At 68.8% G+C, this 14882-nt stretch carries 16 protein-coding genes; 7 read left to right on the plus strand and 9 right to left on the minus strand.

The features are described 5' to 3' along the window. Window positions 1-125: 125 nt before the first annotated feature. Window positions 126-1283 (minus strand): alpha-hydroxy acid oxidase, encoded by a 1158-nt coding sequence (locus tag DK459_RS06690; protein ID WP_110134567.1) that lies wholly within the window; start codon window positions 1281-1283, stop codon window positions 126-128. Window positions 1284-1449: 166 nt separating this feature from the next. Here DK459_RS06690 and DK459_RS06695 point away from each other — a divergent pair, with 166 nt between their 5' ends. From DK459_RS06695 to DK459_RS06710, 4 genes are all read left to right on the plus strand, one after another. Further along, window positions 1450-2349, plus strand: coding sequence for a LysR family transcriptional regulator (locus tag DK459_RS06695; RefSeq protein WP_026384674.1), 900 nt, complete (start codon window positions 1450-1452; stop codon window positions 2347-2349). A gap of 130 nt (window positions 2350-2479) precedes the next feature. Continuing rightward, window positions 2480-3148, plus strand: coding sequence for an RraA family protein (locus tag DK459_RS06700; protein WP_020927153.1), 669 nt, complete (start codon window positions 2480-2482; stop codon window positions 3146-3148). Next, window positions 3145-4188, plus strand: a complete 1044-nt coding sequence (locus DK459_RS06705; protein WP_199234255.1) for a hydroxyacid dehydrogenase — start codon at window positions 3145-3147, stop codon at window positions 4186-4188. Before DK459_RS06700 ends, DK459_RS06705 begins: the two co-directional genes overlap by 4 nt. A 77-nt stretch (window positions 4189-4265) precedes the next feature. Beyond that, window positions 4266-5255 carry a tripartite tricarboxylate transporter substrate binding protein gene (locus DK459_RS06710; RefSeq protein ID WP_110134568.1) on the plus strand — a complete coding sequence of 330 codons (990 nt, stop codon included), beginning with the start codon at window positions 4266-4268 and terminating at the stop codon, window positions 5253-5255. A 4-nt stretch (window positions 5256-5259) separates the two neighbouring features. Here the strand turns inward: DK459_RS06710 and DK459_RS06715 are convergent, their stop codons facing one another. Then, window positions 5260-6255: an SDR family oxidoreductase gene (locus tag DK459_RS06715; protein ID WP_006384096.1), complete on the minus strand. Its 996-nt coding sequence runs from the start codon at window positions 6253-6255 to the stop codon at window positions 5260-5262. Between the two features lie 284 nt (window positions 6256-6539). Here DK459_RS06715 and DK459_RS06720 point away from each other — a divergent pair, with 284 nt between their 5' ends. The 3 genes from DK459_RS06720 (at window position 6540) to DK459_RS06730 (ending at window position 8507) form a co-directional block, all read left to right on the plus strand. After that, the gene (locus DK459_RS06720; protein WP_045953107.1) at window positions 6540-6923 is read left to right on the plus strand and encodes a type II toxin-antitoxin system RelE/ParE family toxin; all 384 of its coding nucleotides are present in this window, start codon (window positions 6540-6542) and stop codon (window positions 6921-6923) included. After that, window positions 6907-7209, plus strand: coding sequence for a DNA-binding transcriptional regulator (locus DK459_RS06725; RefSeq protein ID WP_006384094.1), 303 nt, complete (start codon window positions 6907-6909; stop codon window positions 7207-7209). Before DK459_RS06720 ends, DK459_RS06725 begins: the two co-directional genes overlap by 17 nt. A 230-nt stretch (window positions 7210-7439) precedes the next feature. Then, entirely contained in the window at window positions 7440-8507 is a 1068-nt protein-coding gene (locus tag DK459_RS06730; RefSeq protein WP_006384093.1) for an AraC family transcriptional regulator, read from the plus strand. Between the two features lie 95 nt (window positions 8508-8602). On the opposite strand, the gene DK459_RS06735 is transcribed toward DK459_RS06730, so the two are convergent. The 7 genes from DK459_RS06735 to DK459_RS06765 all read right to left on the minus strand — a co-directional run bounded on the left by DK459_RS06735 (window position 8603) and on the right by DK459_RS06765 (window position 14759). Next, complete coding sequence (locus DK459_RS06735) at window positions 8603-9019, minus strand: hypothetical protein (protein WP_054449376.1); 417 nt, start codon at window positions 9017-9019, stop codon at window positions 8603-8605. Window positions 9020-9032: 13 nt separating this feature from the next. Beyond that, window positions 9033-9407 (minus strand): glutathione S-transferase N-terminal domain-containing protein, encoded by a 375-nt coding sequence (locus tag DK459_RS06740; protein WP_020927148.1) that lies wholly within the window; start codon window positions 9405-9407, stop codon window positions 9033-9035. 141 nt (window positions 9408-9548) lie between these two features. Continuing rightward, entirely contained in the window at window positions 9549-10442 is an 894-nt protein-coding gene (locus tag DK459_RS06745) for a transporter (protein WP_110134569.1), read from the minus strand. Next, window positions 10439-12067, minus strand: a complete 1629-nt coding sequence (locus tag DK459_RS06750; RefSeq protein WP_110134570.1) for an NAD(P)/FAD-dependent oxidoreductase — start codon at window positions 12065-12067, stop codon at window positions 10439-10441. Before DK459_RS06750 ends, DK459_RS06745 begins: the two co-directional genes overlap by 4 nt. Before the next feature lie 93 nt (window positions 12068-12160). Further along, window positions 12161-12661 (minus strand): flavin reductase family protein, encoded by a 501-nt coding sequence (locus DK459_RS06755; RefSeq protein ID WP_006394178.1) that lies wholly within the window; start codon window positions 12659-12661, stop codon window positions 12161-12163. Further along, window positions 12661-13902: a styrene monooxygenase/indole monooxygenase family protein gene (locus DK459_RS06760; protein WP_054444151.1), complete on the minus strand. Its 1242-nt coding sequence runs from the start codon at window positions 13900-13902 to the stop codon at window positions 12661-12663. The genes DK459_RS06755 and DK459_RS06760 overlap by 1 nt, the downstream gene beginning before the upstream one ends. A gap of 68 nt (window positions 13903-13970) precedes the next feature. Then, the gene (locus DK459_RS06765; RefSeq protein ID WP_024068487.1) at window positions 13971-14759 is read right to left on the minus strand and encodes an SDR family oxidoreductase; all 789 of its coding nucleotides are present in this window, start codon (window positions 14757-14759) and stop codon (window positions 13971-13973) included. Window positions 14760-14882: the final 123 nt, after the last annotated feature.

The raw sequence follows: 14882 nt of genomic DNA on the forward strand, positions 1-14882 counted from the left end.
TCTTACCGTCACACCCATACACATGGCTGAATTGTACGGCTTTTGTAGCAGGCATAATTCTCATAAAAACCATACATAAGAAGAAGACATGCTTCGGACATTGCCTTAAAAAACCATACACGCGACTACCGGCCGCGTTGCAACAGACTCAGGTTCACCTCTCGCAGGTCGACGATACCGAGCAGGCCCATGTTGCGCCGGATCTCTTCGACGATCAGCGCGATGGCATGGGCCACGCCGCGCTGGCCGGCCACCGTCGCCGCGTAGTTGAACGGACGGCCCACGAACACGCAGCGCGCGCCAAGCGCCATCGCTTTCAGCGCGTCCGTGCCTCGCCGCACACCGCTGTCGAGCATGACGTCCATGCCGCCCGCGGCGTCCACGATGGCGGGCAAGGCATGCAAGGGAGAAACGCTGCCATCGAGCTGCCGGCCGCCATGGTTGGACACGATGACCGCGTCCATGCCGTGCGCGCGCGCGGCCCGCGCGTCATCCGGGTGCAGGATGCCCTTCAGGACCATCCTGCCCTTCCAGGTCTTGCGTATGGCGGCCACGTGTTGCCAGTTCAGGTGGCCGCGATCGGAAAAGTCTCGCAGCACATTCCCGGACAGGATGGGCGCGCCGCGCGTCGCATAGTTGTTTTCGAAGTGCGGCATGCCGTGGCGGGCCAGCGTGCGCAGAAAGGTGCCGATCAACCAGCGGGGGTGCGTGACGCCCTGCCAGGCCAGGCCGACGCTGGGCCGCAGCGGCGTGGAAAAGCCCGCCCGCACGTTGTTCTCGCGGTTGGCGGCGACCGGCGTATCGACGGTCAGCACCAGCGTGTCCACTCCGGCTGCGGCGACGCGATCGATCAGCGCGGCGATCTGCGCGCCGTCGCCGGGAAGGTAGGCCTGGAACCAGGTCCCGGGCGCCGCCTCCATTACGGTTTCCAGGCGGATCAGCGAAGATCCGCTCATGATGCAGGGCACGCCCGCCTCGGCCGCGGCGCGGGCCAGCATGACGTCCCCGCGATAGCTGGTCAGCGCGGCAATGCCCATGGGCGCCACGCCAACGGGCGCCGCGTACTCGCGGCCCAGCACCGTGCAGCGCGTGCTGCGGCGGGACACGTCCACCAGCACCTTGGGCCGGAACCCGTAATCGTCGTAGGCCTGCCGATTGCCGCGTTCGGACTGTCCGTCTTCCACCGCGCCCGACACATAGGCATACAGGGGCTTGGGCAGTATCCGCCGGGCAGCGGTTTCGAAGTCGTGCAGGCTGAGCATGCGGCGCAGCGGATCTGACATGATGGGATTCCTGGCGACGTCCGGCGGCCGATCCGCCGTGCAAGGGTCTTGACGGCGAAAGACTATAGGCCGGGCCGAGAGTTGAATAAAGTGACTTTATTGAAGACATTTATTACACTTTTCGTCGCCCTCAATCGGCTCGCCGCCGGCCCGATCCTCCGCCCCCATGACGCTCAAGCAACTCGAGGCCTTTTACTGGGCCGCCACCTGCAAGAACTTTGCCATCGCCGCGAATCGGCTGAATATCTCGGTGTCGTCGTTGTCCAAGCGGATCGGCGAGCTGGAATCCTCGATCGGCGCCGCGCTGTTCAGCCGCAGCGCCCGTAGCGCGACCCTGACCGCGCTTGGCGAGCAACTGGTGCCCCATGCCAAGGACCTGCTGCGCAATGCGGACCAGTTCATGCAGCAAGCCAGCAACAACCTCAGCTACTCCGGCCGTTGCCGCTTCGGCGCCGGCGAGCTGACCGCCATGACCTGGATGGCCGGGCTGATCGAAGTCATCCAGCAGGCGCACCCCAACCTCCTGGTCGAGCCCTTCGTGGGCGTGGGCGAACTGGTCGAGCGCGGGCTGGAGGAAGGCGAGCTCGACTTCGCGGTGATCGCGGGGCCCTCGTCCCGGTCTTCGCTGGCCTCGCGCGTGATCGGCAGCGCCCATTTCGAATGGGTGGTGTCGGCCAGGGCCGTGCCCGATGCGGCCTCGCTCGAAGTGGCCGACCTGCCTGGCCTGACGCTCATCACCCTGCCGCAAAGCTCGGGCGCGATCCGTATTCTCGACGACTGGCTGACCGAGCAGCGCGTATCGCCGGGCCGCAATCAATGCTGCAACAGCTGGCCCGGCATTGCCGCCATGCTGCGGCAGGGACTGGGGCTGGGTTTCCTGCCCGCCGCCTGGGCCCAGGTTCTCATCCAGCGCGGCGACCTGCGGCGGCTGCCGCGCTTTCCGCCATTGCCGCCCCTGGCCTACACCTTCCAATGGCGCCGCGACGATACGCGGCCCATGCTGGAGAGCCTGCGCTCGCACGCGCAGGCGTGCCTGGATTTCCACGCGCCCGCCGGGATGATCTAGCCCCTCTGCGCGTACGCCCCTGCCAACGCTTTCCAAAAAGCGTTGTTTTCGACATCAAATTATTCGCTTTAAACCGCCGTGAGCCCGGCGTAGAGTCGCCTCGGACAATCATCCAAGGAGACAAGACGCCATGTCGGAGTTCGGATTCACGCTGCAGGAATGTCCTGCCGGCCCCAGCCGCGAGACACTCGCGGCATATGAAGCACTGGCGGTCGCCAACATCAGCGATGCGATGAGCCGCGCGACCGGAACCTCGGCCTTGCGCCCGATGCATCGCACCCGCCGCATCCTGGGCCGCGCCTACACCGTGCGCACGCGGCCCGGCGACAACCTGATGGTCCACAAGGCGATCGATTCCGCCGAGCCGGGGGATGTGATCGTGGTCGATGCGGGCGGCGACATGAGCAACGCCATCATCGGCGAGATCATGGCGGGATGGGCCGCCAGGCGCGGGCTGGCGGGCTTCGTGATCGACGGCGCCATCCGCGACAGCGAGACGATCGGCGCCGGCGACTTTCCCGTCTACGCGCGCGGCGTCGCCCATCGCGGCCCCTACAAGGACGGCCCGGGCGCCATCAACGTGCCGGTGGCGATCGACGGCATGGTGGTGCTGCCGGGCGACCTGCTGGTGGGCGATGCCGACGGACTGCTGGCGATCCGCGCCGACGAAGCGCCCGCCATCGCGGCGCGCGTGCGCGCGATCGCCGCAGCGGAAGCCCGCGTGCTGGAGGACATCGCGCGCGGAACGCTGGATCGCGCCTGGGTCGACGCCACGCTCACGGCGCGAGGCGTGCTGTGAGCGTGGCGGCACATTCCAAACCCGCCCGGCTCTGCCGCCTGGACCTCTGGCTCGATCCGGTGTTCGACGAGATCATCGGCGGCACGCCCGGCATCTCGCTGTCGGTGCTGCCGGCAAGGGGCGACGATGCCCGCACGCTGGCCGGCCTGAAGTCGGCCCATGCGTATCACGTTTCCGCGGCCAAGGACGAACTGCCGCGGCAATGGTTCGTCAATGCCGAACTGATCGCGCAATGCCCGGACCTGGTATGCGTTTCGTCCGGCGGCGCGGGCTACGACACGATCGACGTGGAGGCCTGCACCGCGGCGGGCATCGCCGTGGTCAACCAGGCGGGAGGCAACGCGGAGTCGGTGGCCGAGCACACGTACGCGTTGCTGCTGGCCGTGCAGCGGCGGGTGGTGGAATCCCACCATCGCCTGCGCCACGACGCCGGCTTCACGCGCGAAGATCTGATGGGCCACGAAATCCATGGCCGCGTCCTCGGCCTGGTCGGCATCGGCAAGATCGGCACCTGTGTCGCCCGCATCGCGCGCGGCTTCGGCCTGCGCGTGATCGCGCACGATCCGCTGCTGTCCGCCGACGTCATCCGCAGCCGCGGCGCGGAACCGGTGTCGCTGGACGAATTGCTGGCGTGGTCCGACGTGGTGTCGCTGCATTGCCCGCTGGACGCCTCCACGCGCGGCCTGTTCGGCGCAAAGGCCTTCGCGGCCATGAAAGGCGGAGCGGTGTTCATCACGACGGCGCGCGGCGGCATCCATGACGAAGCGGCGCTGCACGACGCGCTGCGCGCGGGGCATCTGCGCGGCGCGGGGCTGGACGTCTGGGACCAGGAGCCGCCCGAGCGCGGCGCGCCGCTGCTGGGCCTGCCCAACGTCGTCGCCACCTTCCATACCGCCGGCGTCACGCACGAAGCCCGGCGCAACGTCGCCCGTTCATCGGCCACGCAGCTCGCCGCGATGCTGCGTGGCGAACGCCCACCGCAACTCATCAATCCGCAGGCCTGGCCGCTGGCGGCCAAACGCATCGCAAACCTGACATAACAACGCGGCGGGGCCGCTGCCCGCGCCGCAAGGCGCGACGCAGGCCGGACCCCGCCAAAATACCAAGGAGACAACTCATGCAAAGACAAGACAAACGCTGGACGCGGCGCGCCCTTGCGACCCTGCTGGCGGGCGCCGCCCTGTTGACCGGCGGCGCGCGAGCGGCCGGCTATCCCGAACACCCGATCAACCTGATCGTGTCGTACGGGCCGGGCGGAGGCACCGACCTGGTGGCCCGCATGATGGCGCCCTATCTGCAGAAATACCTGGGCGGCGATGCCCGCATCGTCGTGCTGAACCGCCCGGGCGCGGGCGGCGCGATTGGATTCTCGGAGCTGGCCCGGGCCCAGCCCGACGGCTACACCATCGGCTTCATCAACACGCCGAACCTGTTGACGATTCCCATCGAGCGCAAGACCAGTTTCACCTGGCGCAGCTTCGATCTGCTGGGCAACCTGATCGATGATCCCGGCGCATTCTCGGTGCTGAACGACAACCCGATCAAGACCCTGGCCGACCTGTCCGCCTACGCCAAGAAGAACCCGGGCAAGGTGACGGTAGGCACCACGGGCACGGGCTCCGATGACCACCTGGCCATGCTGCGCTTTGAGCGGGTGTCCGGCAGCAAACTCAGCCACATCCCCTACAAGGGAGCCGGGGAGGTACGCGGCGCGCTGGCGAGCGGCGAGATCACGATCGGCGCCATCAACGTGGGCGAAGCGCTGCAATACCAGAAAGGCGGAACGCCGCTGCGCATGCTGGGCCAGATGGGCAAGACGCGGTCGGCGGCGCTGCCGGACGTGCCCACCTTCAAGGAACAGGGCTTCGATTTCGAGCTGGCATCGCTGCGCGGCTTGGCCGCGCCCAAGGGCCTGCCAGACGATGTGCGCGCTAAGCTCGTCTCCGCCGTGAAGCGCACGGTGGACGATCCGGAGTTCCAGGCCAAGGCCAGGGACATGTTCGCCCCGCTGCGTTATCTGGCGCCCTCCGAATACGCCAAGGAACTGGCGGCCGGCGAAGCGGAGTTCCAGGCGCTCTGGAAGGAAGCGCCGTGGCTGGATAAGTAGCGGATCAGCGGCGGCCGCGCAGCACGCATGCCAGCGCGCCGCCCGCCAGCGCCAGCACGGCCAGCGTCGTCGCCTGCGGGTGCATCGCGCTGCAGGAATACGCGCTGAACCTGCGTCCGGGGCGCCGCACCGCCGCATGTTCTCCGCCGGCGTCGTACAGCGAATCCTGCCCCATTTCCTCGTAGGTCCGCGGACCTCGCTGGTGGCGAAACAGCCAACCCGCCATGCGGTCCGCCAGCCCCGGCATGTTCTGGCCAAAGGCCGAAATCGCCCTGGCGGCGCCGCCCACGAAAAGATCACGCACCGGCGTCTGCGCGGCATGCAGGATGGCCTCGGCCACCAGCTCGGGCGCATAGATGGGCGGAGGCAGGTCCGGCTGGGCGTCCATGTAGTTGCGCGCGTGTTCGGTGAACTTGGTGGCGATCGAGGCCGGTTTGATCAGGGTGACCGAAATCGGCGCGCCCAGTTGCCGCAGCTCCATGCGCAAGGCGTCGGTGTAGCCCTTGACCGCATGCTTTGCCGCCGAATAGGCGCCCTGCAGCGGAACCGCGCGATCGGACACTTCGCTGCCCAGATTGATGATCGCGCCGCCGGTGGCCTTCATGTGCCGCACGGCGGCCAGCGAGCCATACACCACGCCCCAGTAGTCGGTGTCGAACAACTTGCGCTGGTCTTCGATCGGCACCTGCTCCAGCGTGCCGTAGATCGACACACCGGCGTTGTTCACCCAGGTGTCCACGCGTCCGAACCGCTCCACGGCAAGCGCGAGGATGCGCTCATGATCTTCCTGCACGCCAACGTCGGCCACCACGGTGGCGGCGGCGCCGCCTTCCTGCGTAATGTCCCGCGCCACCTGTTCCAGCGCCGCCTCCTGGCGGCCCGCAAGCACCACCCTGGCCCCCTTGGCGGCCGCCATGCGCGCGGTCACGGCGCCGATGCCGCTGCCGGCGCCCGTGATCACGATGACCTGGTCACGCAACGGTTTCAGATTCACTTTCATGCAATTCTCCCGAGCGAGGCGCCCCATGCGCCTGGCCCGCGGGAGCAGCAAGCGCAATGCCTGGGCGCTCGACCAAGGTGGACACGCTGATCCCTGTTCGCCGAGCAAAACCTGTCCGTCCGCGATAAGTTCACAAGACAAATAAGCGCTCTGTGCAAACCGCCTCGCAGGGAGACCTGGAGGACATCCCTTGGCCCGTCCTGCAACTCAGACGAAAGCCGCCAGAAAACGGAGGCATTGACAATATAAAACATACCCGTATCGGGTATAGTACGGAGGTAGAAATGAAGCGCGTCCTGAAGCGAAAACACTTCGCCCGATGGCAAGCAAGCGAACGGTTACCCGATACTGCCCTTTGCATGGCGGTGAGGGAAATGGAAAGCGGCTTGGTCGACGCCAACCTTGGCGGCCTGCTCTACAAACAGCGAGTCGCACGTCCTGGCGGCGGAAAAAGCCATGGCTACCGTACTTTGATTTCCGCCCGAGTAGGCCACTGCTACGTATTCCTGCATGGATTTTCCAAAAACAGCCAGGAAAACATCACACAGGATGAGCAGAAGGCGCTGCGATTCGCCGGGAAGATGTTTCTCGAGCTATCGCCGGAGGCATTGTCGAAGGCGCTGGGGGCCGGCATATTGTTGGAGATTCATTGTGAGCAAGATCATTGAGTCGGTGCGTGGCGACCTGGCGGCGCTGCAGGAAGCGGGCGCCATCACCAAGGTCACCATGCGCGAGTTCGACAGCCTCTGCCCGCCCCCCGTACGGACCTTTGGCGCAGCCGACATCCGCCGGCTGCGTGAAGCCTTGAATTTCAGTCAACCCGTATTCGCGCTGCACCTGCACACCACGGCCTCGACCGTGCGCAAATGGGAACAGGGCGAAACCCGCCCCACCGGCCCTGCGCTCAAGCTGCTCAACCTGATCGCCGACAAGGGACTGCAGGCCATTCTCTGAGCGCAGGCGTCGCCCATTGGCGCCGATGGCGATTTTTCGCAGTCCCCGGACAGGCGCGGCGAAAAACGGATAGTTCCGCCGCCGGCGGGACGGGTTTTCCAGCAGTCCCGCCACCGGCCCGGCGCTTTACTATGAGGACCATCATAAAGGCGCGCCGCAACCTTGCGGCCGCCAGGGGAACCGGTGGCCGCTGCCCGCCGGACATCAGGACAGAGCAAGGAATCCCGGCCATGCTGAACATGACGCAGTCCGATGCCGAGGCATCATGGCACCCCGCCGAGCCGCGCTCGGCGGGAGCGGGAATGGCCGGCGCCGCCGGCTGGCGCGCCGACACCATCCTGGCGACGCCCGCGCACCAGCTGTTCGCCTCGGGCGACCTGGACGAGGCGCGCGCCATGGTGGGCCGGGTGATGCGGCCCCACCACCTGGGGGTGGTGGGTTCGACGCAGCGCCTGAACGCGCGCATGCACCACCAGCCGCTGGGCGAGGTGTCGCTGAACCGGCTGCGCTACGGGGCGCACGTCGAGATCCGGCCGGGACCGCTGGAGGACTTCTTCCTGGTGCAGATGCCGCTGGCGGGCACCGCCCTGATCGAAAGCGGGCCGCAGCGGGTGGATTCGACGCCGGACGTGGCCTCGGTGGTCAGCCCGGACGACGACCTGGCGATGCACTGGGCCGACGACAATGACCAGTTCATGCTGCGCGTGGGCCGCTCGCTGCTGGAACGCACGCTGGTGGGCCACCTGGGCTGTACCCTGGAGCGGCCGTTGCGCTTCCAGCTGGGGTTCCGCTGGCGCGAGTGTCCGGCCTGGCGCTGCCTGATGGCGTATCTGCTGGACTGTTCCTCGCAGCACGCCGACCTGGCCGAGCACAAGCTGATCGTGCACCAGATGGAACAGCTGGTGGCGGCGACGCTGTTGTCCACCCTGCCCCACAACTACAGCGCCACCCCGGCGGGCCGCCGCGGCGCGGTGCTGCCGCGCCACGTGCGCTGCGTGCAGGATTACCTGCAGGCGCATGCGCACGAACCGGTCAGCGCCGAGCAGCTGGCGCGCATCGCGGGAGTCAGCGTGCGCAGCCTGTATGCCGGCTTCAAGGAATTCCTGGGAATCAGCCCCATGCACTATCTGCGCGACCTGCGCATGGAGCGGGCGCGCGCCGAGCTGGTGTCCGGCGAATGCCAGAACGTCGCCGGCGTGGCGCTGCGCTGGGGCTTTGCCCACCTGGGGCGCTTCAGCGCCAGCTACAAGGCGCGCTACGGCGAAAGCCCCAGCCAGAGCGTGCGCCGGCACGGTTGAAGAGGCAACGTCGACAAGACGGGCGGGGCCTGCCGTTCAGGCTGCCGTAGCGATGGTCCATCGCACACGGCCCCCCCTGCCTTGCGCCGCGCGCATCAGCGCGGCTTCCAGGTCAGCCCGTCGGTCGAGCGATATTCCGGGATGCCGGTGCAGCAGCCGCCAGCGCCGAACGCCTGGCGGCCAATGAACGCCTTCACGAAGCCCTTGCCCGCGGTCAGTTCCTGGCGCACGCAGCGCGTGGGCAACAGGGAAAAATCGCCCTCCAGCACCAACGTCCAGGCGACATTGCCGCCCTCTGCCGAGTCCACCTTGTAAACCTTGCATTCATGCATGAGCAGGTGGATGGGCTTGCCCGCCAGCTCTCCCCTGAACTGGAGTTCGGGTGGCGTTTCCTGGGTGGCCAGGGTTTCGGCCGTGAACCTGGACCCGGCGGGCGGCGGCGACGAATCGCAGCCCGCCAGCGCGACGGCCGCGCAGACGGTCAGCAAGGCAAGGCGGGCGGCGCGTGCCAATGGCGCGGCTCCGTCAGGCCACGTTCGCGTAGCGTTGTTCAAGGTAGGCGATGATGTCGCTGGACTCGTACATCCAGCGTGTGCCTCCCGCTTCCTCGATGCGCAGGCAAGGCACCTTGACCTTGCCACCGCCGGCCTGCAATTCGGCGCGCGCCTGGGGATCCCCCTTGGCATCGCGCAGCGCAACCGGCACGTTCAAACGATGGATGGCGCGCCGCGTCTTGACGCAGAACGGGCAGGCATGGAATTGGTAGAGCGACAGCGCGGCCGCCTCGCTATCGACGGCGGCCTGGCCTTGCGCCGAGCGTCGCTGCGGGCGGGGCCGCGTAAGCGCATCGCCCAGCACAATCAGCTGGCCCAAACCGACACGCAAGGCTTTGACAATCATGGATGGCAACTTGAAACGAAAAGGAGCCTTGAGTCTAGCCCATTCGCGGCGACAGCCGGTTTGCGCCCCGCCTTGCCAGCCCCCTTCCTCCTGCCGTGCCGGCGAGGCCACCGCCTTTGGACCAGGCGCTGCATGCCCCCGCTAGAACGGAATGGCCAGCTTGACGTAAAGCTGCGCGCCTTCCGGCCGGTTCTTGACCTGGAATTCCTGCTGCCACTTGGCGGTGAACAGCCAGCCGCGGTCGTTCATGTAGCGCACCGAGGGGCCGACGCCGTAGGCGCGGGCGCGGCCGGCGGCGCTGTTGGGGCCGCTGTCGTCGGTGACCTGCTGGAAGGCGTGGCCGCCCACGCCCAGCACCCAGCCCTTGCCCACGCCCCAGCCGAAGGCGTAGTCGGCGTGGATGGCCTGGCCGGAACGGGTGTCGGTGGCCGAGTTGCGGAAGTTGAAGTCGTACATCAGCTTCAGATCGGCATTGAAGCCGTCCGGGCTGATGCGGCTGAGCGCGAAGACCGGCTGGGCGGTCCAGTAGTTCTTGCCCAGGCTGGACGGGTCCTTGCGATCGTATTCGCCGGTGGGCGCGTACATGTCCAGGCCGACCACGTAGTGCAGCGATTCGGACAGGTGATAGCCCAGCGCCACGCCCAGCGTCATGTCGCCCAGGCCGGTGCTGCGGTAGCGCTGGCCGCCGGCCTTGAAGGTCACGTCCAGCAGCGGCGCGATGGCATGGAAGGCCAGCTGGCCGCCCAGCACCTGCTGCGGCGTGACCCAGATCAGGCGCGGGGCCAGCACGTTGACGTCGACCTTGAAGTCCGGCACCGGCAGGCGTTCGCCGTCGTTGCCGCGCAGCTTGTCGTAGCGGGCGCCGCCGGCGTAGACCAGCATATGCACGCCATGCGGCGGCAGCGCGCCCGACATGAAGTTCTCCAGGCCGTCCGGATAGATGCCCAGGCCGCCGCCTTCGGTGGCTTGCGCCACGCCGCCGGCCAGCGCCAATGCCGCGGCGCAAGCCAGCCGGCGTGTCAGGTGTCTCTTCATGTTCCGCTCCTGCCCCCGCGGGGCGCGAGATGTTGCGCGACGAGATAGCCGGAGCCGCCGCCCAGTCCGGGGCCCGGATGGGTGGCGGCGCCGATGTGGAAAAGGTTGCGCAGCGGCGTGCGGTGGCCGCGCGCGCCCTGGCTGCCGGCGAAGGGGCGCAGCCAGAAGAACTGGTCGGGCGAACAGACGCCCGCGTAGGGATCGCCGCCCACCAGGTTGCAGTTCAACGCCTCCAGGTCGGCCGGCGAGTAGCTGCGGCGGCCAACGATGCGTTGCGCCAGGCCGGGCATGACCGGCTCCAGCCGCGCCTGCACGCGGTCGGCCACGGCTTCGCGCAAGGTCTCGGTCCAGCGGCCGTCGGCGGGCGTGTCGATCAGGCCGGCGGCATCGCCCTTGACGCGCGCCGGCAGCTCCTGCATCTGCACCCACAGGATCCAGCCGCCGGCCGGCGCGCGCGACGGATCCACGGCGACCGGCTGGCCGATGGCCAGCGTCGGCCGCGCCGGCAACAGGCCGTTGTTGGCCTCGGTGACCGAGGCGCAGACCTGCTCCATGCTTTCGGTCAGGTGCACCAGCGGCACCTGGCGCAGTTCCGGCGTGCGCCAGTCGGGCGGCGCGTCGAGCGCGAAATGGATCTGCATGCCGCCGCGGCCGTGGCGGTAGCCGGCGGCGCGGCGCCGCACCGGCTCGGGCGCATCGGGCAGCAGCGTGCCGTACAGCTGGCCAGGCGTGACGTTGCAGACCACGGCTTCGGTGGCGTGGTATTCGCGGCCGGCGGCCACGACGCCGACGGCGCGGCGGCGGCGGCCCGCGCCGCGCGTCAGGATGCGTTCGACGGCGTTGCCGGTCAGCAGCCGGCCACCGTGGTGCTCGATCACCTTGGCCAGCGCATCCACCACACCCTGGCTGCCGCCCTTGACCACCGGCATGCCGCCGGCCACCACCGCGGCGAAGGTCAGCTTGCCGATCAGCGCCGAACAGGCGTCGTCCGGTCCCAGGCCGGTGTGCAGCCCCCACGGCGCGATCAACGCGCGCACGGCGTCGGATCGCAGTTCACGGTCCGACCAGCGGCGAAAGCTCTCCAGCGAATCGGCGGCGAACGCCATCAGGCCGTCCAGGCCGCGCCGGCGCCACTCGCCGAACAGCAGCTTGAGCATGCCGGCGCCGTACGGGTTCTGCCCCAGCAGGCCGAAGGTCAGCGCGGCGTCTTCGCCGAACAGGCGTTGCGCCATGGCGCCGAAGGCCTGGCCGTCACCGGGCGCCCAGGCGTCCAGGCGCCGCGCGCTGTCCGCGATGTCCTGCCTGAGCGCGATGCCGCTGCCGTCGGGCAGCGCCAGGCCGGTGCTGTAGTCGCACTGGGCGAATTCCAGGCCGGCGGTCTGCAACGCCGGCTTGAGGGCCGCGTAGGCGGGGCCGCCGACGAACAGCGGGTACCAGCTGGACAGCACGTCGTGACGGTAGCCGGGAAACAGCTCCTCGGTGCGGATACAGCCGCCCAGGCGGTCGTTGCGCTCCAGCACCAGCACCGATTTGCCGCGCTGCGCCAGCAGCGCCGCGCACACCAGCGAATTCATGCCGCTGCCCACCACGATGATCTGGGCGTCGGACGTCGATGAAACAGGCATCACAGGCTCCGGCCGGCCACGCGGACCGGGAAGGTTGATGAAGCGATGGCGCATGCGCCCCCATGCCGGCGCGGGCCGACCTGGCGCCGCGCGCTACGTCAGCGCCGTGAAGCGCCCCGCGTGGAACACCAGCGGCGTGGCCTCCAGGCTGGCCACGCGCAGCACCCGGCCGAACAGCAGCAGGTGGTCGCCGGCCGGGCTCTGCTGGTCGTTGGCGCAGACCAGCGTGGCCACGGCGCCGGCGATGGCGGGCACGCCCTCGGGCACCTCGTGCAGTTCGGCGCCCTCGAACTTGTCCGGCACGGCCGGGTCGGCGAAGCGACGCGCCAGCGCTTCCTGGCCGCAGGCCAGCACGCTGATGGTGAAGTGGTCGCAATCGCGGAACGCCGCCAGGTTGGGCGAACGGTTCACCAGGCTCCACAGCACCAGCGGCGGATCGAGCGACAGCGAGGCGAACGAGTTGATGGTCAGCCCGACCTTGCGGCCGTCCGGACAGCGCGTGGCGACGATGGCCACGCCCGTCGGATAGCTGCCCAGCACGCCGCGCAGGACCTTGGGGTGCAGGTCGGTGCTGCCCCAGTCCAGGGCCGCCATCACGCCGCCGCCCGAGTGGATTTGTCGGCGATGAAGGCATCGCAGGCCGTGGCGTCGGTCCACCACGGGAAGAAGTTGGGCGGATGGTTGAAGCCATTGGCGACGGCGCTGGCCAGCGCGGGCGCGTCGCTGGCGGCCTGCAGCAGCCGCAGCAGGTGCGGCGGCGGCGGCAGCAGCATCGAGTTGGTCCAGTCGACCACGGCGCTGGCGTAGTCCCAGAAGCGCTCGAAGGTCTGCCGCATCCACTCGGCGGTGAAGGGCTGGTCGCCACGCGCCAGGATCGCCTCCAGGTAGACGGCGCAGGCCTTGGTGGCGTTGTTCGAGCCCTGGCCGGTGATGGGGTCGTTGGTGACCACGGCGTCGCCCAGGCCCAGCACCAGGCGGCCGGATGGCAGCGTCATGACCGGCTTGCGCACGGTGGGCGCGAAGCTGCCGGCCAGGATGCCGTTGGCATCGGTCAACTCCACGGTGGCGCAGCGCTCGGCCTCCCAGGGCAGGAAGGTGCGCAGGATGTCCAGGCTCCTGGCCAGGTGATCCTGCGGCGTCCTGATGTCGCGCCAGCAGTCCATCGGGCCGCCCGGCACGCCTTCGAACACCATGATTTCGCAGGGACCGCTGTGAGTCAGCGCGGGAAACACGAAGTACTCGCCGACGCCGGGAATCAGGTTGAAGGCGACCCGCGAGAACACCGGCGCCGGGCGCATGCCGTGCACATACGTCAGCGCCAGCGCGCGCTGCGGCTTGTCGAAGCGCGAGCGCGCCGCGTCGCGTTCGAACAGCTTGACCACGTCGCCCTTGCCGGCGGCCAGCAGCACCAGGTCGTGCGAGGCGGCCAGCAGCTCCAGTTCGGCCACGCCGCCATCCTGGATCAGCAGGCGGCCGCCGCGGGCGGCGAACAATTCCATCCAGGCCGGCATCTTGATGCGCTGGTCCACCGCCTGCGCCGGGCGGTCCAGGCGCGCGGCCCAGTCGATCAGCTTGTGGCCGGGGCGCTCGGGATGCGGCACGGCCAGGCCGATGCCCTCGACCGGCGGACACGCGGCCTCCCACTGGTTCAGCCCCAGGTCGCGCTCGATCCGCAGCGAGGCATCGAACATGCATTGGCTGGACATGACCTTGCCGCGGCGGATGTCGTCCGGCTCGCGGTTGGTGACCACGGTCACCTCATAGCCCTTGTCCAGCAGGCCCAGTGCCAACGGCAGGCCGGCCTGCCCTCCCCCGACGATTGCGATTCGACGCATGATGGTTCTCCTGTTTGGTGTGCGCGGCCGCCGGATGCGCGGCGGGCCGGGATGCGGCAAGACCGGGCTTATTCGGCCAGGCGCGGGATGGCGGGACGGGCCTGCTCGGGCCCCATGGCGGAATAACCGCCGTCCACGGCGTAGTCGGCGCCGGTGACGAAGCTGGCGTGGTCCGACAGCAGGAAGGCGACCACCTCGGCCACTTCGGCCGGATCCCCGGCGCGGCCCAGCAGGTGGAAGTCGGCCGCGACGCGGTCGGTCTTGGCGCGGTCGCCGTGGGTCAGTTCGTCCATGACGCGCGACCAGGTCCAGCCGGGCGACACGGAATTGACGCGGATGCGGTCGCCGGCATAGTCCATCGCCAGGCTGCGGGTGACCTGCAGCAGCGCGGCCTTGGAGACCGGGTAGAGCCAGCGGCCGGTCTGCGCCACGCGCGACGAGATGCTGGTGAAGTTGACGATGGCGCCGCCGCCCGCGGCCACCAGGTGCGGATGCACGGCGCGGGCCGCCATGACGGCGCTAACGACGTTGATGTCCAGGGCGCGCAGCCAGTCGGCGCGGCCGGAGGCGGCGCCGTCGTCGAGGTAGGTGGCGGCGAGGTTGACCAGGTAGTCGATGCGGCCGAAGTGGGCGGCGACCTCAGTGACGGCGCGGGCCAGCCGGGCGTCGTCGGTGATGTCGAGCGGCCACGCGCGGATGCCGTCGGGGTCGCTGGCGGCGACGCGGGCGGCGCCTTCGGCGTCAATGTCAAAGATGGCGACGCGCACGCCCCCGGCGCGCAGCGCGGCGACGACGCCGGCGCCGATCAGCGTGGCGCCGCCGGTGACGATGGCGGTTTTATCGGCCAGTCCCTTCATTTTGTTTGCCTCTTGGGTTGCTGAGATCGTGAGGCGGATGTTGCGGGCGGGCGCTGGCGGGGCGGTAGCCGGATTTGGCGGCGGGTATCCGGGGAGTGCGGGTATTGTGGGGTGGCTTGATGC

It is taken from the genome of Achromobacter sp. RW408, from assembly GCF_003184165.1.
Lineage (GTDB): Bacteria > Pseudomonadota > Gammaproteobacteria > Burkholderiales > Burkholderiaceae_B > Achromobacter > Achromobacter xylosoxidans.